Below are 25639 nucleotides of genomic sequence, written 5' to 3'. Positions count from 1 at the left end.
AGAGGGCAGGGTGAGGGGGCTCCGTACTCCGTTAGAATTTGTGGAAGAAAGACCGCCCCATGAACATATCCATCAAGCCGATCTCCCGCGTGCGCGCCATCAACTGGAACCGTATCGAGGACGACAAGGATCTCGAAGTCTGGAACCGTCTGACCGGCAATTTCTGGCTGCCGGAAAAGGTGCCGCTGTCGAACGACATTCCCTCCTGGGGGACACTGACGTCGGCCGAACAGCAGCTGACGATCCGCGTCTTCACCGGGCTGACGCTGCTCGACACGATCCAGAACGGTGTCGGTTCCGTCAAGCTGATGGCGGATGCGGCGACGCCGCATGAGGAGGCGGTGCTCTCCAACATCTCCTTCATGGAAGCGGTGCATGCACGCTCCTATTCCTCGATCTTCTCGACGCTCTGCCTGACGCCAGATGTCGACGATGCCTATCGCTGGTCGGAAGAGAACGAGTTCCTGCAGAAGAAGTCGGCGCTGATCATGGAGCACTATGCGTCCGGCGATCCCCTGAAGAAGAAGGTCGCGAGCGTCTTCCTCGAGAGCTTCCTCTTCTATTCCGGCTTCTATCTGCCGATGTACTGGTCAAGCCGCGCAAAGCTCACCAATACGGCCGATATGATCCGCCTCATTATCAGAGACGAGGCCGTGCACGGTTATTACATAGGCTACAAGTTCCAGCGCGGACTTGAAAAGCTTTCCGAAGAGCGCCGGCAGGAGATCAAGGATTTTGCCTTCGACCTGCTGCTCGAGCTCTACGATAACGAGGCGAAATATACCGAAGCGCTCTATGACAGCGTCGGGTTGACCGAGGACGTCAAGAAATTCCTGCATTACAATGCCAACAAGGCGCTGATGAACCTCGGTTACGAGGCGCTGTTCCCGGCTGAAGCCTGCAAGGTCAATCCGGCGATCCTGTCGGCGCTATCTCCGAATGCCGACGAGAACCACGACTTCTTCTCCGGCTCCGGCTCCTCCTATGTCATCGGCAAGGCAGTCGCGACGGAAGACGAAGACTGGGATTTCTGAGGCCTAACTTCACGAAGCCCCTTATCATCGGGCCCGCCATCGCCCACATTCAGCGCGAGCAGATTCAGTTGAATGTGGCGTAGCGGGAGTTTTCGATGAAGTCCTCTGTCAACAAGGCCGCTGTGGCCAACGAAACCGTCGAAGGCGTGTGGCCGATCCGCCGGAGGCGGATTCTTGACTGGCTGGTGAACGAGACGCGCGGCGAGCGCTTCATCGATAATATCCTGATGGAAATGTGCGAGAAGCTGCTGGCCGCCGGCGTGCCGGTGACACGCTCCAGCCTGCATTTCCGCACAAATCATCCGCAATGGATCGGCGCGCGTATCCTTTGGGCCGAGGGTATGAAGGAGGCAAAGATCAATACGTTTGCCTATGGCGTGGAAAATACGCCGCAGTATCTGAATAGCCCGGTCAACGAGATCCACAACGGCGCCAACGAGGTGCGGAAGAACCTGGAGGATTTGTGGGAGGGCGACGACAATCCCTTCTACCAGGAGCTGCGCGACGAAGGCTATTCCGAATATATCGCCTGGCCGATCGACCACACGTTTGACAAGCGCCACGTCGTGACCTTTTCGACCAATCGACCGGGCGGTTTTACCGGCGAACACCTGGATTTTCTGCGCGACCTGCTGCCCGCCCTGACGCTGGTCAGCGAGATCCGGCTGAAGAACATCATGGCGCGCACGCTGCTGCAGACCTATGTCGGGCCGCATGCGAGTGAACAGATTCTTTCCGGCGTCATTACCCGAGGCAGTGGTACGACCGTCGGCGCGGCGATCATGATCTGCGATTTGCGCGATTTCACGGCGATCTCCGATCTCTGGCCGCGCGATGACGTCATCCAGCTGCTTAACGACTATTTTGACGCCATGTCCGATCCGATCGAGCGGCACGGCGGCGAAATCCTGAAGTTCATGGGCGACGGATTGCTTGCCATCTTCCCCCTGTCGAAGCCTTCGGCATGCGAGGATCTCCTGACGGCCATCAGGGAAGGGCAGGAGGCGATGGCACAGCTCAACGAACAGCACAAACGCCTTGGGCGTGAGCCCCTGCGTTATGGCGTGGGCGTGCACGTGGGTGATGTGATGTACGGCAATATCGGCTCGCGCCGGCGGCTGGATTTTACCGTCATCGGTCCGGCGGTCAATGTCGCCTCACGGCTCGAGAGCCTGACGAAGGAGGTCAAGCGACCAGTCCTTCTCTCCCGCGCTTTCGTCGAGATGGCCACTTGCAGCCAAGAGATGGACAGTCTCGGCAGCTTCCCGCTACGCGGGCTCGGAGAGCCGGTCGACGTCTTTGCCTTTCGTGACAAGTGATGCGAGCTTAGGCGACCGGGAAGTTGATCTGAGGCGGCAGGAGCAGGGTCTCGTTTTCCGCTGCCGGATTGCTGATTCGCTGGAGAAGCATCTGTCCCAGATGTTCGCCGGCCTTGACCAGATCTTCGTAGATCGTGTCGATCTTCGGTTGAAGATGCGTCAGGAGATGCGAGGTCTCCTTGGCGACAATATCATAGTCTTCCGCGAGAATCCGCCCGGCATCACCCATGGCTGTCACAAGCGCCAGCGCCGAGACCTCGCCCGGACAGACGAATCCATCGGGAACATCGGCTGCGGCGGCACGCGCGCGAAAGAAATCTCTGATTTCATTGGCTGGTGAATCGAGCGTGACGGCCTCCGATATTTCGTAGGCGACGCCCGCCTCGCGCACTGCGGTCATGAAGCCATGAAGGATATGCTGGCTGAAAGTCAGCCGCTTCGGTGGCATGACGACCGTGACCCTCTTTCTTCCCTTGGCGATCAGACGTCGGGTGGCCTCATAGGCAAAGGCGTAGTTGTCATAATCGACGTAAGGGTGTGGTGTGGAAAACTCGGTGCGGCCGTGGCAGACGAAGGGAAAGCCGACTTCCTGCAGCATCCGCACCCTTGCATCGAAGGGCTCCGTCCTCGTGAAGATCAGCCCGTCGGCGAAATTGTTGCGGACGATGTATTCCGCCGCTTCGAGATCCGTCGTCGACAGAAAGTTCGGGGCGACGACAAGATGATAGGACGTCTCCTTCAGCACCTTGGCGATGCCGTACATGATGGCGGTGCCGAAACCGACGACTTCCTGATGCGGATCGAGAAGAATGCTGATGACATTGGTGCGGCCAGTCTTCAGGCGCTGGGCAGCCCGGTCCGGCAGGTAGCCAATCTCGCGCGCAATGCGGTGGACGCGCTCACGCGTCTCGACCGATATCTGCGGGGCGTCGCTGAGCGCCCGCGAAACCGTTGTCACCGCAAGGCCCGTCAAAGTCGCGATGGTACGCAATGTCGGCTTGCCGCGTCTTTGCGCGTTCTCGGGATTTTCACCGCGTTGCAGTTGAGGCGATTCGGTCACTGAGGACATTCCGTGCTGGGTCGCGGCTACCTTAACACGATGCAACCGACGCGCAATCAATCTATGCAAACGATTTAAATTCTTGGGGGTTTCCTAGCCTTCTTAAAAAAATCCAGTAAAATCAGTGTTTATGCGAGTTAAGGATATTTTTCTCGGGAGTCGAGAAGGACTTGACGCCGTTGTGTTTATAACGTTTTAAATTGTTAACCGCGCTGGGAGGTGCGGTGTGGTGTCTGACCGCCGTTGCGACGGGAGGCATCTGGGCGGCTGAGGAGGGTCTCGTCGCCTAATCACGAACGGGAGGATATTCATGCGCAAGTTTTTGAGCTCGGCAGCTCTTGCTGTCGTGATGATGGCTGGTTTCGGCAGCGCTCACGCGGCTGACGTCAAGGAAGTTCAGATGCTGCACTGGTGGACGTCAGGCGGTGAAGCCGCGGCGCTCAACGTGCTGAAGCAGGACCTTTCCAAGGAAGGTTTTGCCTGGAAGGATGTGCCGGTGGCAGGCGGTGGCGGCGACGCAGCCATGACCGCCCTGAAGGCGATGGTTGCCGCAGGCACCTATCCGACCGCCTCGCAGATGCTTGGCTATACCGTGCTCGATTACGCCCAGGCCGGCGTCATGGGCGACCTGACCGAAACGGCCAAGAAGGAAGGCTGGGACAAGTCCGTTCCGGCAGCACTTCAGAAGTTCTCGGTCTATGACGGCAAGTGGGTTGCAGCCCCTGTTAACGTTCACTCGGTCAACTGGCTGTGGATCAACAAGTCCGTCATGGACAAGATCGGCGGCACGCAGCCGAAGACCTTTGACGATCTGATCGCCCTGCTCGACAAGGCGAAGGCAGCAGGCGTCATCCCGCTCGCGCTCGGCGGCCAGAACTGGCAGGAAGCCACGATGTTCGACTCCATCGTGCTGTCGACCGGCGGTCCGGAATTCTACAAGAAGGCTTTCAACGACCTCGACGAGGCTTCGCTGAAGTCCGACACGATGAAGAAGTCGTTCGACAACCTCGCCAAGATCATCCAGTATGTCGACCCGAACTTCTCGGGCCGCGACTGGAACCTGGCGACCGCCATGGTCATCAAGGGCGATGCGCTCGTGCAGGTCATGGGCGACTGGGCGAAGGGCGAATTCGTTGCCGCCAAGAAGACCCCTGATACCGACTTCCTGTGCTACCGCTTCCCCGGCACCGATGGCAGCGTGGTCTACAACTCCGACATGTTCGGCATGTTCAACGTTCCTGACGACCGCAAGGCCGCTCAGGTCGCGCTCGCCACGGCAACGTTGTCGAAGAGCTTCCAGTCCGCCTTCAACGTCGTCAAGGGTTCGGTTCCGGCCCGTACCGACGTTCCGGATACGGATTTCGACGCTTGCGGCAAGAAGGGTATTGCCGACCTGAAGGCTGCCAACGAAGGCGGCACGCTGTTCGGCTCGCTGGCACAGGGCTATGGCGCACCTCCGGCAATCGCCAACGCCTACAAGGACGTTGTCTCGAAGTTCGTCCATGGTCAGATCAAGACCTCCGACGAAGCTGTGACCCAGCTCGTCCAGGCTATCGACGACGCTCGCTAATATCCCACCGACCAAGGCTTTCCCGCACTCTTGCGGGGAAGCCACAGCCCCTGCGGTGCGGGGAGGAGATGATCACATGAGTACAGTTGCGACCACGGATCCGGTCCTGACGTCGAAGTCTTCAACCCGCACGTCCATTCGCGGCCGGCTGCAGGATGCGCTGCCGAAGATCGTGCTGGCGCCGAGTTTCCTGATCACCGTGATTTTCGTCTATGGCTTCATCGTCTGGACGGCCTATCTCTCCTTCACCAATTCCAAGACATTCCCGTCCTATGTGCTGACGGGGCCTCGCGCCTATCAGCGGCTCTGGCGCTGGACGTTCGAGAGCGATCCGCCGTCCTCGTGGTACACGTCGATCACCAATATGGGGATCTTCGGCTTCCTCTATATCTTCATCTGCCTCGGGCTCGGCCTGATGCTGGCGATTCTTCTTGATCAGAAGATCCGTGGCGAAGGCATCTTGCGGCCGATCTTCCTCTATCCGATGGCGTTGTCCTTCATCGTAACAGGTGTCGCCTGGAAATGGTTCCTCGATCCGGGCCTCGGCCTGGAGCAGACGCTGCATCATCTCGGCTGGACGAGCTTTCACTTCGATTGGATCAAGAACAAGGACTTCGTCATCTACACCGTCGTCATCGCCGGTGTCTGGCAGGCCTCCGGCTTCGTCATGGCGATGTTCCTGGCGGGTCTGCGGGGCATCGACGGTGAGATTATGAAGGCGGCGCAGATCGATGGCGCCACACCGTTCCAGCTCTACCGGCGCATCGTCATTCCACTGCTGCGGCCGATCTTCCTCTCCGCCTTCATCGTGCTCGCCCATATGGCAATCAAATCCTACGACCTCGTCGTGGCGCTGACATCCGGCGGCCCCGGCGGCTCGGCCTGGCTGCCTTCCAATTTCATGTATGAATACACGTTCAAGCGGAATGAAATGGCTGTCGGTTCTGCAAGCGCGATCATCATGCTGATGACCATCTCGGCGATCATCGTTCCCTATCTCTATTCCGAACTGAAGGAGAAGGCGCGATGAGCAGCGTGACCTCTTCCGATATCGCGCGCACACATGGTGGCAATGGCGGCCGCTGGATTGGCCGCGTCATCATCTACGGCCTGCTGTTGATCTTCGCCGTTCTCTATCTGATGCCGCTTTTCGTCATGCTGACGACCTCGTTCAAGACGATGGATGAGATCCAAAACGGCAACATGCTGGCGCTGCCGCAGGCGCCGACGCTCGATCCCTGGTTCAAGGCCTGGGGTGAAACCTGCGTTGGTCTTACCTGCGCCGGCATCAAGGGCTATTTCTGGAACTCGATCAAGATGGTCGTGCCGGCTGTCGCGATCTCCACCATTCTCGGCGCGCTCAACGGTTATGTGCTGACCAAGTGGCGGTTTCCCGGCGATACGCTGGTCTTCGGGCTGATGCTCTTTGCCTGCTTCATCCCGTTCCAGTCCGTGCTGCTGCCGATGGCGACTATTCTCGGTTTTCTCGGCCGTTTCGGCACGACGCTGCAGAATGCCACGGGCTTCACCTTCGGCTTCGGCAATCCGACCGTGAACCTTGTCTTCGTGCATGTCGTCTACGGTCTCGGCTTCACGACGCTGTTCTTCCGCAATTTCTATGAGGCCTTCCCGACCGAGTTGGTGAAGGCCGCGCAGGTCGATGGCGCGAGCTTCTTCCAGATTTTCCGGCGCATCATGCTGCCGAACTCGCTGCCGATCATCGTCGTTACGGTCATCTATCAGTTCACCAATATCTGGAACGACTTCCTCTTTGCCTCGGCCTATGCCGGTACAGGCGACTCCATGCCGATGACGGTGGCGCTGAACAATGTCGTCAATACCTCGACCGGCGTGGTCGAATATAATGTCAACATGGCTGCGGCGATGATCGCTGCCGTTCCTACGCTCATCGTCTATATCCTCGCCGGCCGCTATTTCGTTCGCGGTCTGATGGCGGGCGCCGTCAAAGGGTGATCCATGGCTTTCCTTGAAATTTCCGGTCTCAAAAAGCGCTTCGGTGCCGTCGACATTCTCAAGGGGATCGACCTGGAACTCGAAAAGGGTGGCTTCCTGGTGCTGGTCGGCCCGTCCGGCTGCGGCAAGTCCACGCTGCTCAACACCATCGCCGGGCTCGAAGCGATCACTTCGGGCGAGATCCGCATCGATGGCCGTTCCATCAACGGCTTGCACCCGTCCAAGCGTGATATCGCCATGGTGTTCCAGAGCTACGCGCTCTATCCGAACATGACGGTTGCCGGCAATATCGCCTTCGGCATGGAAATCCGCGGCGTGCCGAAGGAAGAGCGCGAGAAGGCGATCAAGCAGGTCTCCGACATGCTGCAGATCGGCCATCTCTTGGATCGCAAGCCTTCGCAGCTTTCCGGCGGCCAGCGGCAGCGCGTGGCGATGGGTCGTGCGCTGGTGCGAAATCCGCAGGTCTTCCTCTTCGACGAGCCGCTCTCCAACCTTGATGCGAAGCTGCGCGTCGACATGCGCACGGAAATCAAGCGCCTGCACCAACGCATGGGAACGACGATCGTTTACGTCACCCACGACCAGATCGAGGCCATGACGCTGGCGACGAAGATCGCCGTGCTTAAGGACGGCGTGCTGCAGCAGTTCGGTACGCCAGCGGAAATCTACAATAGCCCGGCCAATGTGTTCGTGGCTGATTTCATGGGCTCGCCGGCGATGAACCTGCTTAACGCCACCGTCGAAAACGGCGACGGCGGGCTGCAGGTTTCGCTGGAGCGGCCCAATGCCGCGCCGCTGAAGCTACCGGTCAATGCGGGCAATAACAGCCTGACCGGCTATGCGGGCAAACAGGTGATCTTCGGCATTCGTCCCGAAGCATTGACGGATCCTGACGGGGCCGACCGCAAGGCGAAGTCGGTCGTACAAGGCGACTGCGCCATCGAGGTCGTGGAACCGGCAGGCTCGGATACGTTTGCCGTCACCAAGCTCGGCGGCAAGTCGGTGGTGGCGCGCCTCGGCGCCGATACCGGCATCCTGCCCGGCCAGAACACCCGCCTTGCCTTCAATCTCGACAAGGCGGTGTTCTTCGATCCCGCAAGCCAGCTTCGGATCGCCTAGAGCAATTTCAGCAAAAGTGCGCAGCGGTTTTTGCGTCTGGAATTGCGTAAAAACAAAGAGATAGAGCATTTCCGTAGTTCGAAGAAAAAACGGAAATGCTCTATTGGCCGTCAGACGGCCGCCACCGAGAGTGTTACCGGTGCGAAGTGGCTCGATGTCGCTTCGACTGTGATTTCACCCGTAAGACCCGTTGCCTCCAGCCAGAAGCCGGTCGTGCCGCCCTGCAACGGTACGGTTGTCGGGCCGACGATCTTGGCTGGGCCGCGGACCGTCAGCGTGACGGCGTCGTTCAGGAAGGGCAGGCGCTGACCGCGCTGGTCGAGCGCGCGGATGATGACACGGGTCGTATCGCGTTCACGGGCCTTCAGCGTGGAGCTGTCGGGTGCGACTTCGAGCGCTGTCGGCAGCGGATCGGCGGCAAGCGTCAGCTTGGCCACGGGCTCTCCGTCGATGAAGCCGGTGAATTCGCCGTCGATCCATTCGAGGCCCCAGCGTCCAAGTTCGTCCTGGGTGAAATGGCGGTGGTCGAGCACGACGGGTGGATGCGGCAGGTGCGGATAGTTCTCGCGATCCGGGCCGATACGCTTCGTCAGCGAGCCGTATTTCAGCTCCACCTCATCGCAATTGGTCAGGATGATCAGCGGCAGCACGCCGCCGATGCTGCGTTCTCCGCGCGCCCAGAAGGTGACCGGCTTCATGATGATCTCATCCGAAGGGTCGCACTGGCTGGCATAGGCATAGGCCGCGAATTTCGGCTCGCGGAACATGTCCATGACGCCGTGGTAGCAGATGCGGTCGCCCGAGCCGAAATCCTTGTGCGTGTTGTAGTCGAACATGCACCAGCCGATGGCGCCTGAAATATCCGGATCGCCGTAGGCGGCGTTCAGCACTTCCAGGTGGCGGCGCACGTGCTCGGCCTGGCGCTGCTCGGCATCATACATCTTGGTTGGATGCATGTGGCCGTTGAACTCGGTGATGATGTAGGGGACCTTGTGCGGCAGGCCGGTATTTTCCTGCTGGCTGCGCAATGCGGTGCGCGGGCGGTTGGCACCCGGCAGCTCCTCGTTGCCGAGAATGAAGTCGTTCATCGTATAGACGTCTTCGAGAAGCTCGCTTTCGGTCAGGTAACGGACGCCGCCGGTCTGGCGGGTGGAATCCAGTTCGTGGGCCAGCCGGTTGGTCGCGGTATAGAAGTCGTGGCTGTCGAGCGACTCGTTGATGCGCACGCCCCAAATGATAATCGAGGGATGGTTCCAGTCGCGCTCGATCATGCGGCGCACGTTCTCGATGGATTCCTTCTGCCAGTCGAGATCGCCGATATGCTGCCAGCCGGGGATTTCTTCGAAGACGAGCAGGCCGATGCGGTCGCACTGGTCCAGGAACCATTTGGACTGCGGATAGTGCGAGGTGCGCACGATATTGCACTTCAGCACCGACTTCATGATGTCGGCGTCTCGCTCCTGCGCGGAGCGGCCGGCGGCATAGCCGACATAGGGATAGGCCTGATGGCGGTTGAGGCCCTGAAGCTTCACGGGATGCCCGTTCAGCAGGAAACCTTCGGGCGTGAACTTTGCGGTGCGGAAGCCGAAATGAGCGGTGGTTCTGTCCGCGCCATGCTCCGTCCTCAGTTCGACCGAGACTTCATAGAGCGCCGGGTTCGACAGATCCCAGAGCGTTATATCGGTCAGGCCACCGAAGGACAGCGTAGTGGTGGAGCCGATCGTTTCGCCGGCCGCACTCGCAAGTATGTTGCCATGCCCATCTCTCAGCGATCCGGTGACGGTTGCCGCATAAGTCAGAAATTGCGGGTTGGCGATATCGACACGCACTGTCGCCGACTTCGTGTCTGAGAGAACGTCTTGCGTTTCGATCTTGAGATTGCGGATCAAAACCTTTTCGGTGACCTTCAGCCAGACGTCCCGATAGATGCCGGCATAGGTGAGATAATCGATGCGGCCGCCGAAGGGCGGGATGGCCGGGTTCTCGCTGCCGTCGATCTTGACGGTGATCAGGTTGTCGCCCTTGATCAGCTTGCCGGTGAGGCGAGCCTCGAAAGGCGTGTAGCCGTCCTTGTGGGCGATGATCTCTTCGCCGTTCAGATAGACGACGTTGTCGGCCATGGCGCCGTCAAAGAGGATGGAGACTTCGCGGCCTTCGAATTCCGGTAGCCAGCGCAGCACCTTCTGATAGGTGAAGGCGCGCTGGTAGCGCTTCTCATCGAAATAGTTGAAGGGCAGCTCGACTGCCGTGTGCGGCAGGTGGACCATGCTGACGCCGTCAAAAGCTTCAGTCAGGCTCGGGCTGAAGCCTTCGTGGAAGCTCCAGGATTCGTTCAAGGAAACGACAGAGCGCATCTCAGGCTCCCTGGCAGGCGGCAAGGGAGAGGTGGCGCCGGATGGCGGCGCGGAAAAGGGTGGTCATCGGTAATCCTCCTCGATGCGAATGACTGGAACCGCCCCCTCAGGCGGTCGAGCCCCAGCGGGGCGTGCAGGCAAGCGTGATGCTGTGCGGGCCTTCATCGCCTGCCTCATGGCGTTCGATCACTTCGACGACGGCGTCCATGAAGGCGGCGTGGTCGAGGCTCAGCGTCGTCAGGTCGTTGCAATCCCAGCCAGCCATGGCAATGCCATCCTGGCCGACGATGGCAATGTCGTTGGGCGTATTCTTGCCGAGCACGCGGCGGGCGGCATCGCGCGCGCCGATCGCCATCACATCGTTGCCGCAGATGACGGCATCGACCTTGGAGCGGTGCAGCAAGAGGACTGCTTCCTTGAAGCCGGAATCATAGGAATAATCACCGAAGGCTTCTGCTTCGAAGGCAAGACCGTGGCGCGCCAGGGCGTCGGCGAACCATTTGCGGCGCAACTTGTCGATCCAGCTCGATTTGGTGCCGGAGAGATAGGCGAAGCGCCGCTTACCATCGGCGACGATCTTGTCGATAATCTCGCCGGCGCCGGCCGCACCATCAATGCGGATATTGGAGACATCCTCGTTTTCCAGCGGCTCGAAGGAAACGATGATCGGCTTCGTGGTGTGGAAAATGTCGACAGCGTCCTGCATCGACACCATGTCGGAGAAGATGACGACGTGATCGACTTGGTAGGTGGATGCCAGCCGCATCAACTGCAGCCGGTCCGAATGATCGGCGCAGCAGAGAATGATGGGCAGGAGCTGGCGGGCCTGCAGGCGGTGGACGAGAAGCTGCTGCTCCTCGGCCTCGCAGGGGTTGCCGATGGCATTGACGACGAGCGCGACGAGGCGCGAACGCTGGTTGTTCAGCGAGCGGGCAATCGCATTCGGCTGATAGCCATATTCACGGGCGACGGCGAGAATGCGGTCGCGCGTGGCACTGCCGATCCTGGAATCCGGCGAAAAGGCCCTCGATATCGTCGCCGAGGAAACACCGGCCAATTTCGCCAGTTCCTTCGAGGTGATCCGCCGTCTGTTCGTTCCGCTCATCGTCTTGCGCCTATGCGGTGATCCTGACGGGTATGCCGTCGGCCGCTGCCGATTGCTTGATTGCATCCCAGAGCCTAGCGAATCTGAGACCCATTTCAACGGAGCCGGAGTTTTCCATCGTTCCGGCGCGGATGGCGAGGAAATTCTTCATTGGATTGCCGAGAATCTCGGCCTCTTCGCGCGGTTCGCTGGTACGTCCGACGCTGATTTCACGCCAGCCGCCCCAGGCGTCGATGCGCACGATCGCCTTCGAATAGAAGAAGGTAATATGGGAGGCGCAGCCGGGAGGGCCTTCGCCGGCCGCGGTCAGCGTTACGAGCGCGCCGTTCTTCAGGCGAGCGGATACGGCGGTGGCGATATCGACCTTTTTGCCGTGGTTGTTCATATAGGCGGAAACGCTGTCGAAATCGGAATTGGCGAGCAGGCAGACGGTGTTCATCATATGCGCGCCGGTATCGAACATGAAACCGCCGCCGGAGATTTCCGGCTGCTGCTTCCAGTGGCCCTCATAATTCGAAGACCAGCTCTCCCAGATCATGCCTGAAATGGCGATCAGCTCGCCGAATTCGCCTGAGAGTGCGCGTTTGCGGGTATCGAGCACCAGTGGCGAAAGCCCGCCCTGGAAGGCGGTGACGATCGTCACGCCGCTCTTCTTTTGTGCCGCGATCAGCGTCTCGGCCTCGGCGACCGTGGTCACCATCGGCTTTTCGAGGAAGAGATCGAGGCCGGCTTCGGCGACGGCGGTCGCCTGTTCGGCATGGGAAGCGTGCGGGGTCGAGACATAGATGATGTCGAGTTCGTCGCGGCATTTTGTGAGCAGATCCCGGTAATCGGCGAAGCCCTTCGGCTCCGGCGCACCGGCCGCGGTGCAGACGTCTATGAGGCGCTTGCGGGAGGATTCGCTGGTGTCGGCCAACGCCACGAATTGAATTTCCGGCATCTTCGCCCAGCTCTCTGCATACTCAGCCGCTTTCAAGCCGGCGCCAATGACGCCGAGGCGTAATTTCTGAGACATCGAAATCCTCCCTGATATCGTTGTGCAAACGATTACACAAACGACATATCGAAGGCAAGACATAAATAATATAGTAAAATCAACGTGATAATTTGATGTAGGAAAACGATTTAAAAATCGTCTTGTCACTATTCAGAATGCGTGTACATTTTCGTCGCCGGTGCTGGAGGGCGCCGTAGCTCTAAAAAGGGAGGACTTCCGTTGAAGAAGACGGTTATTGGTGGTTTGTGTGCCATCCTGCTCAGCGCTGTTTCGACGCTGGCCCATGCTGAAACAATCCGTATCGCCAATCACGGTCAGGCCGGCATCGACGCCATGAAGTCGACTGTCGAGCGGATCGAGAAAAAGTATGGCGTGACTGTCGAGGTCATTGAATATCCGGCACCCGACAAAGATTATCTTACAAAGCTTCTGACCGAACTGGGTGCAGGCAATGCGCCCGATCTCTTCTCCATTCCGACGACGGCTGCCGTCGCCGACATGGTGGAAGCCGGCTACCTCGCGCCTGTCACCACCGAATTCAAGGCCTGGGACGGCTATGCCAATCTCTACGACGTTGCCAAGCAGCTCGCCGTCAGCCCTGACGGAGAAACCTATGTGATGCCGTTCATGCTCGGCATTCAGGAAATCTATTACCGCAAGGACGTTCTTGAAAAGGCCGGCATTTCGACGGAACAGCCGAAGACCTGGCAGGAGCTGCTCGATCGCGCAGCCGAGGTCAAGCAGAAGACCGGCTCTTACGGCCTGCTCTTCCCGGCAGGCGTTTCCTGGGGCAGCGGCGCGTTCGACGAAGGCTTCCAGCACCTGATCGTCGGTTCCAAGACGCCGCAGCTCGTCGGTGCCGACGGTAAGCTCGACCTGAACGGCGAAGGCGTGAAGGATGTGTTCGACGTCTACAAGACGCTCATCGACAAGGATCTAATGCCGGTACAGCCGCTGCTCGGGCCGGAGCCCTGGGTCGTGCCGAAGTATGAAATGTTCCCGGCCGGAAAGCTCGCCGCCACCACCTGCGGCTCCTGGTGCTACATCTTCGACTGGGGCCGTGAGAGCAAGAACCCGATCCCTGACGTGACCAAGATTGTCGGCACCTGGACCGTTCCGGGCCAGAGCGGCGGCCAGTATGTGCTTGCCAACCTTGCTGCTCCGTGGGCCGTCAGCTCCAAGTCCGCCAATGTGGAACTTGCCAAGAAAGCGCTGATGGAAATCGGCTCGGTCGAAACACAGGTCTCCTATGCTGCCCGCATCGGCAACATTCCGGCCAGCAAGGATGCCGCCAAGGATCCGGAATTCCAGAAGCTGACGGAACTCGTTCCGATCCATGCTGCTGCTGGGAACGGTGTCTTCCTGAAGCAGGCTTCCGGTTTCGGCACGGTTGCCGAAGGTGTGGCGCGCGCCACCGAAGCCCTGCTGCGCAAGGAAACCGATGCTGCCGGCGCCCAGAAGATCCTTGTCGATTACGTCAAGGAAACGCTCGGCGACGACATGGTCAAGTAAGTCACTGATATCTTCCTCCCGCCAAGACGGGGACGCGGCACGATTGCCGCGTCTTCCCGATTTCATTCGATAAGGTTGTGAGCTTCAATGGCCCGAAACTCTCATGAAAAGCGAACCGAGCGCCAACTCCTGCTGGTTCTGCTGCCATCGCTGATCCTGCTTCTGGCCTTTGTGATCTATCCCGCGCTCTATTCCGTCTATCTGAGCTTCACCAATGAGGCGCTGACGGGTGCTGCGGCGCTGCGGCCGCGTTTTGTCGGCATCCGCAACTACGTGCGCCTTTTCAACGATGCGAAGTTCTGGAATTCGCTGTTCGTCACCTTCGTCTTCGTGATGGGTTCGGCCGTCATCGGGCAGTTCGTGCTCGGGCTGATATCGGCCATGGCGCTGCGTCGGTCGATCCGCTTCCGGCAGATCTTTTCGGCGATCATCCTGCTGCCGAACGCAGCACCTGAGGTCGTTGCCGGCTTTATGTGGATCTCGATGCTGGCCGGCGGCGAACATGCCACGCTGTCGCGCATCGTCGCCTTCTTCGGCATCGATCCTGCCGACTGGCTGAATGCTTTCCCGCTGTCGATGATCATCATCGTCAATACCTGGCGCGGCATCGCCACGGCGATGATCCTGCTGACGGCGGGCCTCAGCACCATTCCCTCGGAGATCTACGAGGCGGCGCGCATGGATGGCGCGACACCCTCGCAGATGTTCCGCCGCATCACGCTGCCGCTGATGATGCCGACGATCCTGCTCTACATGCTGATCTCGGCCGTCTCCACCATTGCCGTCTTCGGTCTCGTCTATGCGCTGACGCGCGGCGGTCCGGGCGGAGCAACTGAAGTCGTCAGCATCTACATCTATAACCAGTCGTTTACGGCCTTCCAGCTCGGTTACGGCGCTGCGGTCGCGGTCGTCGCGCTCCTCATCTCGCTGATCCTCGGCATCGGCTATGTGCGCGCCATGAAAGTGGAGGTCTGACATGGCCGTTATTTCTCCGAGCGAAGGGGCCAACAAGACCCGCTCCGACCTGCTTGCCTACGCAACACTGACGATCATCTCGATCTTCTGCGCCGTGCCCTTCTTCTGGGTGTTGCTCGCCTCCTTCGATGGCAACGCGCAGCTTTTCCTGCGCTGGCCGGAACAATGGACCTTCGCAAATTACGTGCGCGTCTTCACCAAGGAAGACGGGGCGAAGTGGCTGTTCAACTCGCTCTTCGTGGTGGGCGGAGCGACACTTATCGTCATGGTCCTGGCGGGGCTTGGCGGCTATGCGCTGTCGCGTACGCGGGCCTGGTGGAAGCTGCCTTTCCTCTATGCGATCCTGCTCATCCGCGTGCTGCCGCCGACCGCACTCGTCGTGCCGCTCTACAAGTTCCTGCTGACGCTGAACAATGGGGAGGCTGCGATCCTGCGGCCGATCTTCGGCAGCTACGCCCGCGATATCATGCGCTGGACCGGGTTCATCGATGGCTATCTCGGCATCATGCTGGTGCTTGCCACCATGCAGCTGCCGCTCGGGCTCTGGATCATGAAGACCTTCTTCGACGGCTTGCCGCGCGACTATGAAGAAGCGGCCATCATGGACGGCGCGACGATGATGCAGCGCATTCGCCGTGTGCTGATCCCGCTTGCCATGCCGGGGTTGGCCGCTGCCGGGCTCTTCGCCTTCATGTCGGCCTGGGGCGATTTCCTGCTGCCGCTGATCTTCCTCTCGTCGCCGGAGTTGCAGACGCTGCCGCTCGGTCTCTTCCGCGCCTTTCTGCGCATCAACGAGATCGACTACGGCCTGCTGACGGCTCTCGCCTTCATTTACCTGCTGCCGGCCGTCGTCGCCTTCGGCTTTGCGCGGCGCTTCCTCGTCCAGACTTTCTCGGGCGGTGTGAAGGGCTGAGATCAAGAAAGAGAAACGAATGATCAATCTCAGAAACGTTCGCAAATTCTACGGCGCGCTCGAAGTCATCAAGGGCGTTGATATCACGGTGGAAGACGGCGAATTCGCCGTGTTCGTCGGCCCGTCCGGCTGCGGCAAGTCCACGCTGCTGCGCATGATCGCCGGCCTCGAAGGTATCGACGAGGGCGATCTCGTGCTGAACGGCCAGCGCATCAACGACGTGCCGCCGGATAAGCGCGGTATCGCCATGGTGTTCCAGTCCTATGCGCTCTATCCGCATATGACGGTCGGGGAAAATATCGGTTTCTCGCTGAGCCTGAAGAAGGTGCCGGAAGCCGAAATCAAGAAGCAGGTGGAAGGCGTCGCCGAAATCCTGCAGCTGACCGACTATCTCAACCGCCGGCCGGCAGCGCTTTCCGGCGGCCAGCGCCAGCGCGTGGCGATCGGCCGCGCCATCATCAAGAAGCCGTCACTGATCCTGTTCGACGAACCGCTGTCGAACCTCGACTCGGCACTGCGCGTACAGATGCGCGCCGAGCTGCAGCGCCTGCATCGCGAGCTGAAGGCGACCGTCGTCTATGTCACGCACGACCAGGTCGAGGCGATGACGATGGCTGACCGCATCGTCGTTCTCAACAAGGGTGTCGTCGCCCAGCAGGGCGGGCCAATGGAGCTCTATCATCAGCCCGAAAACGAGTTCGTCGCGACCTTCATCGGTTCGCCCAAGATGAACGTGCTGCCGATGACGGCGACGCGCCGGGATGCCGGCAAGGTGCATCTGGAAAGCCCGCTCGGCCTTGCCATCGATCTTTCAGACGCCAATGGCGTCGTGCCGCAGGGCGAAGCGAAGCTCGGCATCCGACCGGAACATCTGAAGCTCGCGCCACAGGGGCAGGGCGATTTTTCGGCCGAGGTCGTCATCGTCGAGCGGCTCGGCGTCGAGACCTATCTGACGGTCGGTTCGCAGCAGCAGCCGATCGTCGTGCGCACAGAGGGCGACATGACCATCCGTCCCGGCGACCGCGTGTCGCTGACGGCGGAGCGCGCCGCCTGCCATCTGTTCGATTCTGCCGGCCGGGTCGTCCGGTCGGCCCAAGCTTGAAACATCGAGGACTCGCATGACAATCAAGGTCACTATCTGGAACGAAGGACGCCACGAGCAGGTCCACAAAGAGGTTCAGGACATTTACCCTGACCGTATAGACGGTGCGATCGCTGCCGGTATCGCCCATCCCGATTTCGAGATCCGCCGTGGTACGCTCGACGATCCGGACGAAGGGCTGCCGGACTCCGTGCTCGACGATACCGACGTATTGCTCTGGTGGGGGCACATGGCGCATGAGGAAGTCAGCGACGGGCTGATCGACCGCGTGCAGCAGCGAGTGCTGAAGGGCATGGGCCTGCTGGTCCTGCATTCCGGTCATCACTCCAAGCTCTTCCGCCGGCTGATGGGCACCAATGCAAACCTCTCCTGGCGCGAGACGCCTGAGGGTGATCTGGAGCGTGTCTGGGTGGTCAATCCTTCGCATCCGATCGCCGAGGGCCTGCCGCCCTATTTCGAGGTCAATGCCTCGGAAATGTATGGCGAGCCCTTCGACATTCCGCAGCCGGACGAGTTGGTCTTCATCTCCTGGTATTCGGGCGGCGAAGTGTTCCGCAGCGGCTGCACCTTCCAGCGCGGCCGCGGGCGCATCTTCTTCTTCAGCCCCGGCCATGAGACCTATCCGATCTATCATGACAAGATCGTGCACAAGGTCATTTCGAACGGCATCCGCTGGGCGCAGCAGAAGCACACGGATGGCCGCATTCTCGAAAACTGGCATCGCAAGGAGCCGTTGCACGGCCGGCCGGACAAAGTGAAAGCTTAAGCAGTTCCTCCCGTGGGGCTGAGGTCATGACGGCTCTGGCCTCCACGGGCGGTAGCGCATGGAGGGACGAATGCAGACTGTTTCGATGAAGGCTGACAGTGATGCCTTTCTCAGCAAGGCATTCTGGGTGTCCATCCATCGCGATCTGCCGCGGCGGCTGGATACGCTGGCGAGGCTGGCCGCCGAGCGACCTGATGTTTTCGCCTTCGAAAGCAGTCAGAAGATAGCCGAGCGTTGCAACGTCTCGCAGACCAGCGTTATCCGCTTCGCGCATCATCTCGGCTTTGACGGTTTTGCCGAGATGAAGCAGGTTTTCCAGCAAGGCTTGCGGGCTGCAGTCCGGAAGGAATAGTCCGCCGGATTTTACGGATACTGCGCGCCGTTCGTCGTCGTATAGATCGAATAGACCGAGCGCGTGGCAGTGATGAAGAGCCGGTTCTTCTTCGGACCGCCGAAGGTGATGTTGGAGACGGTCTGCGGCACCTTGATCTTGCCGATCAGCGTCCCATCAGGGGCAAAGCAGTGCACGCCATCAGCCGCGCTCGTCCAGAGATTTCCCGAGACATCGAAACGAAAGCCATCCGGCACGCCGCTGTCGATCGAGCAGAAATAGCGGCTATTCGTCAGCTTGCGGCTGTCCACGACATCGAAGACGCGGATATGGCGCGGGACTTCGTGATTGGAGGAGCCGGAATCGGCGATGAAAAGTTGGCGCTCATCCGGGGAGAAGGCAAGGCCGTTCGGCTGGATGAAGTCGGTGACGACGGCTTCGATCTCGCCGGTCGCGGCGTCGATGCGGTAGACATTCCGCGTCTCCTGTTCTTCCGGAGACTTGTGGCCCTCATAGTCAGACATGATGCCGTAGCTCGGATCGGTGAACCAGATCGAACCGTCGGACTTCACGACGACGTCGTTCGGGGAGTTCAGCCGCTTGCCCTCATAGCTGTCGGCGAGAACCGTGATGCGGCCGTCCGGCTCGGTGCGGGTGACACGACGGCCGCCGTGCTCGCAGGAAACCAGGCGGCCCTGCCGGTCGCGGGTGTTGCCGTTGACGTAGTTCGAAGGCGAGCGGAAGACGGATACCGTTCCATCCGGTACCCAGCGCATCAGGCGTTCGTTCGGAATATCGCTCCAGATCAGGCAATTCAGATCGGAAAACCAGACGGGACCCTCGGCCCAGCGGCAGCCTGTGTAAAGCTCTTCCAGTACCGCGCTGCCGGCGATCAACGCGCCGAAACGCTCATCTCTGTTGTCATAAAGCTCGTTTCCGGCCATGCCCGATTCCTCCCAGATCGATATTTCACCTTCGTAGCGGCAAACGGCTGAACGTTCCAGAGCCCGGCTGCAGAAAGCGCCGGGCTGCGGACATTCCCGTTTCTTAGTTTCTACGCAATTCCGAACGCAAAACCGCTGCACAGTTTTGCTGGAATTGCTCATGAGGTTTAAAGCGCGGCCACCGGATGCGGTGAGCCGTCATAGGCGCCCCAGATCGACTGATCGAAGCAGATGACGGAGCCGGTCATGAGGCCGGATTCCGCAGAGGAGAGATAGGCGCAGGCGCGGGCCACCTCTTCCGGATCGACCAGGCGGCCGAAGGGCTGGCTGGCGGCGGCCTTGGCGAGCCAGTCATCCGAGGCCTTATGAAATTCCTTCTGGATGCGGTCCTCGCCCTCTGATGCCATCCAGCCGATGTTCAATCCGTTGACACGGATGCGGTTGCGCAACAGCGCATAGGCGGTGTTCTTGGTCAGCGTTTCCAGCGCACCCTTCGAGGCGCAATAGGCGGCGATGAAGGGCTGACCGGCCTTGGCGGACATAGAGCCGATATTGACGATGGTGCCCTCGATCTTTTCGCGGCGCATGACCTTCACCGCCTCCTGCATAAGGAAGAAGGGTGCGCGAACATTGACGGCAAACATCGCATCGAAGAGTTCGGGGCTGGTATCGAGGATCGTGCCGCGGTCGGTGATGGCGGCTGCATTGACCAGTGCATCGACGCGGCCGAACGTCTGGTCGCAGACTTGGACGACATTCTGCGCATCCTCGACCTTGCCGAGATCGGCCCTGACGTAGACGACCTTGGTGCCGGTCTTTGACGAAATCTCTTCGGCCTTCGCCTTGCCCTTGGTTTCGTTGCGGCCGCAGATGACGATGCCTCTTGCGCCACGTTCGGCAAAGAGGCGGGCGATAGTGGCGCCAAGGCCCTGTGTGCCGCCGGTGACGATGGCAATCTTGCCGTCGAGGCGGGTGTGATCAGTGCTCATATGTCTTTTCCTCCTGATGACATGCGAATGGCCCCTCGCCGGCGGCGAGGGGCTTTGAGATGATTATAGTGGGCCAAGCGTCAGCTCAGCTTCTTCGCCGCCTGTTCGGCAAGTGCCGATGTGAATGCCTCGTCACTCCAGTTCTCGGCCAACGCCTCATGCATCAGTTGCGCCTGGGTCTTCGGCGCGAGGCCGCCGACCGGTGGATCGCGGTCGAGATTGGTTGGAAAGGAATAACCTTCCGCGCAGGAGGCGACGGCATTGGCGATCTCGCCGGCAGAGAGCTTGCCCTTCAGTGCCTTGAGGGCCGGAAAAAGTCCGGCGCTCATGCGTTCGCGGTTGACGGTCTCCATTGCCCGACCGAATGCCGAGGAAACCTGCAGCAGGTTCGCCACGCGCTTGATGTCTTTCGAGCGGTTTGTGCCGGCGGCGTGGAAGAGGGCGGGATTGAAGAAGACGACGTCACCCTTTTCCAGCGGCAGCTGGATATGGTGCTGGTCGAAATAGTCCTTGAATTCCTCGCGCTTGAGGGCGAGGTAGCCCGGCTCATAGGTCTGGCTGTGCGGCAGGAAAAGCGTCGGGCCGCTTTCGAGTGGCATGTCGCAATGGGCGACCGCGCCCTGCAGGGTCAGCACCGGCGAGAGGCGATGGACATGCGCGGGGAACTGCTCGATCACCTTGGAAGACTGGAAGCCGAGGTGATAATCGCGATGGGCTGATTGCGCGGCGCCGCCAGGGTTCACGCGATTGACCTGCGCCGTCATCTGATAATGCGGGCCGAGCCACGCCTCGCTTGCCAGCGCCACGATGGCATTGCCGTAGTAGCGGGCGAAGTTCTCGGGATCGGCAAGGCAGTGCTTTTCGAGCGAGTTCCAGATGCGGTCGTTGGCGCCAGGCTTGGCAAAATGGTCACCACCGCCGGTCGAGGTGCGATGTTGCTCCTCGATGATTTCGTCGAAGATCGTGCTCGCCCGGTCGATGATGCCGGTATTTTCATAGGCGCGCTTGAAGACCACGACGCCGGGGCCGATGCCGAAAGCTTCGCTGATTTCGGCGAGAACGGCGCGGCGGCCCTCCGGCGTCGAAGCCGCCTCGACGACCTTGCGGCTGTCGTAGATCAATACGTTCTTCTCGACGGCAGAGGCCGTCGGATAGTCGGCAAGCAAGGTGGTCTTCTCGGCAAGGGCGCGGAAATCGGTGAGATCGCAGGCGTCCTCTGTCAGCCAGACGCGATCGGCGCGCAGCTTCTGCTGGTTGTCTGATTTCATCGGGTGCTCCTCCATTTCCGATGAAGGGACTATACGCCGGCTGGGAGCCTGATATAGATCAGGAAACCATCAAAAATCCATCAGAACAGCTGATATGGCCCATCCCTTTCTCGTCAAGGATATCGCTTTCCAGGCAGGTCTCAGCACGGCGACCGTCGATAGGGTGCTGAACGATAGGCCCGGTGTGCGGCGGCAGACGGAGACGCGGGTGAGGGCAGCGATGGCCGAACTCGAAAAGCAGGCAGGCGCCGATGTCGCCGGCCGGAAGCTTGCGATCGATATCGTCATGGAGACGCCGGAGCGGTTCAGCGATGCGGTTCGGGCTGCGTTCGAAGCAGAGGTTGCGACTTTCCTGCCGACCGTCTTCCGCTGCCGCTTCCATTTCGCCGAGGTGATGCGGGCAGCCGAGCTTGTGCAGCTTCTCGACCGTATCCGGCTGCGCGGCACGCATGGCATCGTACTGAAGGCGCCTGATGTGCCTGAAGTTGTCGCTGCCGTCGCGCGGCTGGAGGCAGCGGGCATTCCGGTCGTCACGCTCGTCACTGACCTGCCGAATTCGGGGCGCTCTGCCTATGCCGGCACCGACAATCGGGCAGCGGGCGAGACCGCTGCCTATCTCATCGGCCGGCTGCTCGGGGCTGCAGGGGGCAAAGTGCTGGTGACGTTGTCGAGTGGCCGTTTCAGGGGCGAGGAAGAGCGGGAAATCGGTTTTCGCCGGGTGATCCGCGCGCATTATCCTTCGATCGGCATTATCGAAATCAGCGAAGGGCACGGCACCGATGCCGCGACAGGCACGCTCGTTGCGGCAGCTCTTGTGGACGATCCTGTCATCAACGCCGTCTATTCGGTCGGTGGCGGCAATCGCGCGGTGCTTGCTGCCTTCGAGGCTGCGGGCCGACCGATCTCGGCTTTCGTGGCTCACGACCTCGATGCCGACAATCGCATCCTGCTCGCCGAACGGCGGATCGATTTCGTCCTGCATCATGATCTCAGGACCGATGCGCGCTCGGCCTTCCGTGCGATCATGACGCGGGCGCTTCCCGCCAATCGGACGGCACCGGCTTCTTTTTCGGCCGTCGAAATCGTGACGCCCTACAATATGCCGGCCGTGCAATGATTTGTTCGGGAATCCATCCGGGTTGATTGTCTTTCCATCCGCGGCAGATTCACGCTACAGCTTGCGGGAAGTGAGGAGCGCGCATGGATCATAGCGACGTCGGCACAATTGCAGCCTGGGTGACCGAACAGGGCCTGAATGGCGTGTCTGAAGCAGAGTTGCTGGCTGGCTTTTGCGGGGCCTGCCGTAAGGCGGGCATGCGGCTCGATCGTGCGATGGCGCTGATGGATACGCTTCATCCGGTCCATGAAGGCCGGGCTTTTCGCTGGGACAATTCAGAGGCCTTCGAGGGCGAATTCGAATATGGCCCTTCGAGCGAAGGGCAGGGCCTCGATACCTGGCGCCGCTCGGCTTTCTATTATCTCTGGACGACCGGTACCAAAGAGGTGCGACGCAGGATCGGCTTCGGCGACCCGACCGATTTTATCATGCTGGAGCAGATCCATGCGTCGGGCCATACGGATTATGTCGCCATGGCGCATCGCTTCGCCGAGGCCGGCACGATCGGCGAGATGGACTGCTTCTTCTCGCACTTTTCGACCAAACATCCGGAAGGCTTTTCTGAGCAGGACCTTGTCATTCTGCGCAAGCTGGTGCCGGTGCTCGGGCTGGCGATCAAATGCGTGGCGCTTGCGCGCATCGCCCGCACGATCGCCGAGGTCTATCTCGGCGAGGATGCAGCGCGCCAGGTCATGGAAGGCAAGATCTCACGCGGCAAGTCGGAGCGGATTTCGGCTGCACTGTGGTTCTCGGATCTGCTGAACTACACGAAGATATCTGATAATTCGGCGCCGGAAGAGATCATCCCGCTTCTCAACGAATATAGCGAAGTGGTGATTACTGCGATCCATGAGGCCGGCGGCAATGTGCTGAAGCTGATTGGCGACGGCGTGCTCGCTATCTTCAAAGGCGAGGAGCCGGCAGAATGTTGTTCCGCGGCTCTGCAGGCTGAGCGTCTGCTGCGGCAGAAGCTCGCGGTACTGAACGCCGCGCGCGAGGTGGACCGGCGGCCGACGACCGATGTCTATATCGGCCTGCATATCGGCGATGTCTTCTACGGTAATATCGGCAGTCAGGACCGGCTTGATTTCACGGTCATCGGGCCGGCCGTCAATGAGGTGAGCCGCATCGCCTCGATCTGCCGTTCGGTCGATCTCAACGTGCTGATGTCGTCGGATTTCGAAGCGGCGATCCCCGAGGCGGAGCGCAACGTTCTCGCCTGTATCGGCCGCTACGCGCTACGCGGCGTCAAGCGCCCGCAGTTGCTTTACACGCTGGAGAGCGGGCGGCTGAACGGCTGATCAGCAAGGCCGTTTTATCTTGATGCAACTGCAAATCGCTTGGTATTTTCGCGCGGAACGCTTCGAGGTTCAGCGAGATTTATCAGGTCTTCGGGGCCTGCATAGGGCGCAGGATATGCAGGGGCATTTCCCTACGCTCTATAGAGAATGTCATGTCTTGATAGACATGACTGACACTTTCCTACGTAGCTATAAACAACCCTATGCAGTTTATGCATCCTATGCCTCTGCCGATAAGGCAATAGTCGCACCCCGCAGGAACAGCCCTAACGCAGCAATCCCTGTCCGCCATCGATCCAGACGGGCGTGCCGGTAATATGCCGGGCGCGTTTGGAGGAGAGGAAGAGGATCGTTTCGGCGACATCGTCGCTCGACCCGGCCTTGCCGCCGGTGATGGGGATTTCGCCCTCCGGCCAGATGACGGGTACTTCGGTTTCCTCGCGGTGGCGCGTGGTGGTGTTGGCGGAAATGCTGGTTTCGATCGCGCCGGGGCAGACGGCATTGACGCGGATGCCGTGTTTGCCGAGTTCCAGCGCCAGCTGCTGGACCATGGCGACCTGACCAGCCTTGGTGGCCGTATAGGCCGTGGCGCCGGGTGTGGTGAAGGTGCGGGTGCCGTTGATGGAGGAAACGACGACGATCGCGCCACCGTTCATCTTCAGATAGGGCACGGTGAGATGCAGGGTCAGATAGGTGCCGCGAAGGTTCACAGCCATGGTCTGATCCCATTCGTCGGGTTTGAGATCGTCGATTGGCGCCCAGACGCCGTTGATGCCGGCATTGGCGACGACGATGTCGATACCGCCAAAGGTCTCGATGATCTTGTCGATCGCGATGCGCATCTGTCCTTCGTCGCTCGTATCGGCAGTCAACTCGATCGACTGGCCGCCGGCCGCGATAATCTCCTTGCAGGTCTGCAATACCTCGCTTTCGGTGCGGCTCAGCACCGCGACCTTTGCGCCCTCAGCGGCGAGCTTCAATGCAGTTGCCTTGCCGATGCCGGAGCCTGCGCCGGTCACCAATGCGATCTTTCCCTGCAACTCCATGAGCCGCTCCTTTTGCCTCTGCCGATAAGGGCAATGAACAGGGCGGCTCTTGGTTCCGGCGCGATCGTGCGAGGAGGCTATTTCAAGAGGCTGTAGCGCAGCGCCCACTTTTCCGGTCCGTGAACGGCGGCGAAGAGCAGGCCGGCCAGAAAAGAGAAGTGATCGACGAAAAAGCCGAATTCGGCCTGGTTCTGCTGCCAGAGGGACGGGCCATGGAAGGAAAAGGCGAGGAAGATCACGTAGATGCCGGCAAGCAGGCTGGCCTCGCTGAAGAAGGCGCCTGATATGAACGCGAGCGCCAGCGCGATCTCGAAGAAGGCGGCGACCCAGGCGAGGAATGTCGCCATCGGAAAACCGGCCGACGTGATGTAGCCGGCGGTCGCGCCGATATCGGCGAACTTGAAGCCGGCAGCCATGAAAAAGATGAAGCTGAAGATGATGCGGGCAATGATGATTGCGATTGCTCTGGCCATTGTGAAATCTCCTCTTTGAGTTCCACTATGACGGGTGAAGCGCCTGATATCCGACAGGACGAATGAAAAAGGACCGCTTTCGCGGCCCTTCTGATTACCATTCGGCGAAGCTGCCGTCTTCGTGGCGCCAGATCGGGTTGCGCCAGCGATGGCCTTCCTTGGCGCGCTCGATGACATAGGCTTCGTCCACTTCAACACCGAGGCCGGGGCCTTGCGGAATGGAGACGAAACCGTCGGCATACTGGAAGACCTCCTTGTTGGAGATGTAGTCGAGGATGTCGTTGCCCTTGTTGTAGTGGATGCCGAGGCTCTGTTCCTGAATGAAGGCATTGTAGGAGATGGCGTCGACCTGCAGGCAGGCGGCAAGCGC

24 protein-coding genes are annotated in these 25639 nt (G+C 60.2%); 14 read left to right on the top strand and 10 right to left on the bottom strand.

The features are described from left to right. Positions 1-59 precede the first annotated feature (59 nt). Positions 60-1034, top strand: a complete 975-nt coding sequence (gene nrdF, locus AC1DUP_RS34045; protein WP_477836917.1) for a class 1b ribonucleoside-diphosphate reductase subunit beta — start codon at positions 60-62, stop codon at positions 1032-1034. 95 nt (positions 1035-1129) lie between these two features. Beyond that, entirely contained in the window at positions 1130-2353 is a 1224-nt protein-coding gene (locus tag AC1DUP_RS34040; RefSeq protein WP_113308297.1) for an adenylate/guanylate cyclase domain-containing protein, read from the top strand. 7 nt (positions 2354-2360) lie between these two features. On the opposite strand, the gene AC1DUP_RS34035 is transcribed toward AC1DUP_RS34040, so the two are convergent. Continuing rightward, complete coding sequence (locus AC1DUP_RS34035; protein WP_477836915.1) at positions 2361-3422, bottom strand: LacI family transcriptional regulator; 1062 nt, start codon at positions 3420-3422, stop codon at positions 2361-2363. A gap of 301 nt (positions 3423-3723) precedes the next feature. Here AC1DUP_RS34035 and AC1DUP_RS34030 point away from each other — a divergent pair, with 301 nt between their 5' ends. The 4 genes from AC1DUP_RS34030 to AC1DUP_RS34015 all read left to right on the top strand — a co-directional run bounded on the left by AC1DUP_RS34030 (position 3724) and on the right by AC1DUP_RS34015 (position 8076). Then, complete coding sequence (locus AC1DUP_RS34030) at positions 3724-4983, top strand: ABC transporter substrate-binding protein (RefSeq protein ID WP_113296773.1); 1260 nt, start codon at positions 3724-3726, stop codon at positions 4981-4983. Positions 4984-5059: 76 nt separating this feature from the next. Further along, positions 5060-6013, top strand: coding sequence for a carbohydrate ABC transporter permease (locus AC1DUP_RS34025; protein WP_477836913.1), 954 nt, complete (start codon positions 5060-5062; stop codon positions 6011-6013). After that, positions 6010-6957: a carbohydrate ABC transporter permease gene (locus AC1DUP_RS34020; RefSeq protein WP_113308294.1), complete on the top strand. Its 948-nt coding sequence runs from the start codon at positions 6010-6012 to the stop codon at positions 6955-6957. The genes AC1DUP_RS34025 and AC1DUP_RS34020 overlap by 4 nt, the downstream gene beginning before the upstream one ends. A gap of 3 nt (positions 6958-6960) precedes the next feature. After that, complete coding sequence (locus tag AC1DUP_RS34015) at positions 6961-8076, top strand: ABC transporter ATP-binding protein (RefSeq protein ID WP_113296776.1); 1116 nt, start codon at positions 6961-6963, stop codon at positions 8074-8076. A 110-nt stretch (positions 8077-8186) separates the two neighbouring features. On the opposite strand, the gene AC1DUP_RS34010 is transcribed toward AC1DUP_RS34015, so the two are convergent. The 3 genes from AC1DUP_RS34010 to AC1DUP_RS34000 form a co-directional block, all read right to left on the bottom strand. Beyond that, positions 8187-10430, bottom strand: coding sequence for a glycoside hydrolase family 2 protein (locus tag AC1DUP_RS34010; RefSeq protein WP_477836910.1), 2244 nt, complete (start codon positions 10428-10430; stop codon positions 8187-8189). 106 nt (positions 10431-10536) lie between these two features. Next, positions 10537-11535 carry a LacI family DNA-binding transcriptional regulator gene (locus AC1DUP_RS34005; RefSeq protein WP_113296778.1) on the bottom strand — a complete coding sequence of 333 codons (999 nt, stop codon included), beginning with the start codon at positions 11533-11535 and terminating at the stop codon, positions 10537-10539. Between the two features lie 10 nt (positions 11536-11545). Further along, positions 11546-12550, bottom strand: a complete 1005-nt coding sequence (locus AC1DUP_RS34000) for a Gfo/Idh/MocA family protein (RefSeq protein ID WP_477836908.1) — start codon at positions 12548-12550, stop codon at positions 11546-11548. Positions 12551-12751: 201 nt separating this feature from the next. On the opposite strand from AC1DUP_RS34000, the gene AC1DUP_RS33995 reads away from it, so the two are divergent. The 6 genes from AC1DUP_RS33995 to AC1DUP_RS33970 all read left to right on the top strand — a co-directional run bounded on the left by AC1DUP_RS33995 (position 12752) and on the right by AC1DUP_RS33970 (position 18152). Continuing rightward, entirely contained in the window at positions 12752-14044 is a 1293-nt protein-coding gene (locus tag AC1DUP_RS33995) for an extracellular solute-binding protein (protein WP_113308290.1), read from the top strand. An 87-nt stretch (positions 14045-14131) separates the two neighbouring features. Beyond that, on the top strand, positions 14132-15019 hold the full coding sequence (locus AC1DUP_RS33990; protein WP_113308289.1) for a carbohydrate ABC transporter permease: 888 nt from the start codon (positions 14132-14134) through the stop codon (positions 15017-15019). Position 15020: 1 nt separating this feature from the next. Beyond that, positions 15021-15932, top strand: coding sequence for a carbohydrate ABC transporter permease (locus AC1DUP_RS33985; protein ID WP_477836905.1), 912 nt, complete (start codon positions 15021-15023; stop codon positions 15930-15932). Between the two features lie 19 nt (positions 15933-15951). Further along, positions 15952-17034: an ABC transporter ATP-binding protein gene (locus AC1DUP_RS33980; RefSeq protein ID WP_477836903.1), complete on the top strand. Its 1083-nt coding sequence runs from the start codon at positions 15952-15954 to the stop codon at positions 17032-17034. 16 nt (positions 17035-17050) lie between these two features. Then, entirely contained in the window at positions 17051-17800 is a 750-nt protein-coding gene (locus AC1DUP_RS33975; protein WP_113308286.1) for a ThuA domain-containing protein, read from the top strand. A 70-nt stretch (positions 17801-17870) separates the two neighbouring features. After that, on the top strand, positions 17871-18152 hold the full coding sequence (locus AC1DUP_RS33970) for a MurR/RpiR family transcriptional regulator (protein WP_162805072.1): 282 nt from the start codon (positions 17871-17873) through the stop codon (positions 18150-18152). Positions 18153-18163: 11 nt separating this feature from the next. Here the strand turns inward: AC1DUP_RS33970 and AC1DUP_RS33965 are convergent, their stop codons facing one another. From AC1DUP_RS33965 to AC1DUP_RS33955, 3 genes are all read right to left on the bottom strand, one after another. Then, entirely contained in the window at positions 18164-19075 is a 912-nt protein-coding gene (locus AC1DUP_RS33965) for an SMP-30/gluconolactonase/LRE family protein (RefSeq protein WP_113507040.1), read from the bottom strand. A 167-nt stretch (positions 19076-19242) separates the two neighbouring features. Continuing rightward, the gene (locus AC1DUP_RS33960; RefSeq protein ID WP_113507041.1) at positions 19243-20064 is read right to left on the bottom strand and encodes an SDR family oxidoreductase; all 822 of its coding nucleotides are present in this window, start codon (positions 20062-20064) and stop codon (positions 19243-19245) included. 80 nt (positions 20065-20144) lie between these two features. Next, positions 20145-21332, bottom strand: coding sequence for a phytanoyl-CoA dioxygenase family protein (locus tag AC1DUP_RS33955; RefSeq protein ID WP_477836901.1), 1188 nt, complete (start codon positions 21330-21332; stop codon positions 20145-20147). 94 nt (positions 21333-21426) lie between these two features. Between AC1DUP_RS33955 and AC1DUP_RS33950 the strand changes: the two genes are divergently transcribed. After that, the gene (locus AC1DUP_RS33950) at positions 21427-22449 is read left to right on the top strand and encodes a LacI family DNA-binding transcriptional regulator (RefSeq protein ID WP_477836900.1); all 1023 of its coding nucleotides are present in this window, start codon (positions 21427-21429) and stop codon (positions 22447-22449) included. 83 nt (positions 22450-22532) lie between these two features. Then, complete coding sequence (locus AC1DUP_RS33945; RefSeq protein ID WP_113296790.1) at positions 22533-23750, top strand: adenylate/guanylate cyclase domain-containing protein; 1218 nt, start codon at positions 22533-22535, stop codon at positions 23748-23750. Positions 23751-24016: 266 nt separating this feature from the next. On the opposite strand, the gene AC1DUP_RS33940 is transcribed toward AC1DUP_RS33945, so the two are convergent. From AC1DUP_RS33940 to AC1DUP_RS33930, 3 genes are all read right to left on the bottom strand, one after another. Continuing rightward, a complete protein-coding gene (locus AC1DUP_RS33940; RefSeq protein ID WP_477836898.1) occupies positions 24017-24796 on the bottom strand; it encodes an SDR family oxidoreductase in 780 nt (259 codons plus the stop codon). A 77-nt stretch (positions 24797-24873) separates the two neighbouring features. Further along, positions 24874-25269: a DoxX family protein gene (locus AC1DUP_RS33935; protein WP_477836896.1), complete on the bottom strand. Its 396-nt coding sequence runs from the start codon at positions 25267-25269 to the stop codon at positions 24874-24876. A 94-nt stretch (positions 25270-25363) separates the two neighbouring features. Then, positions 25364-25639: enolase C-terminal domain-like protein (locus AC1DUP_RS33930; RefSeq protein ID WP_477836894.1), on the bottom strand; the 276-nt coding region annotated here is incomplete at its 5' end.

The organism is Rhizobium sp. 01L419 (genome assembly GCF_056400025.1).
Note: the sequence above shows the minus strand (reverse complement) of the source record. Positions and strands in the feature narration are given on the sequence as shown.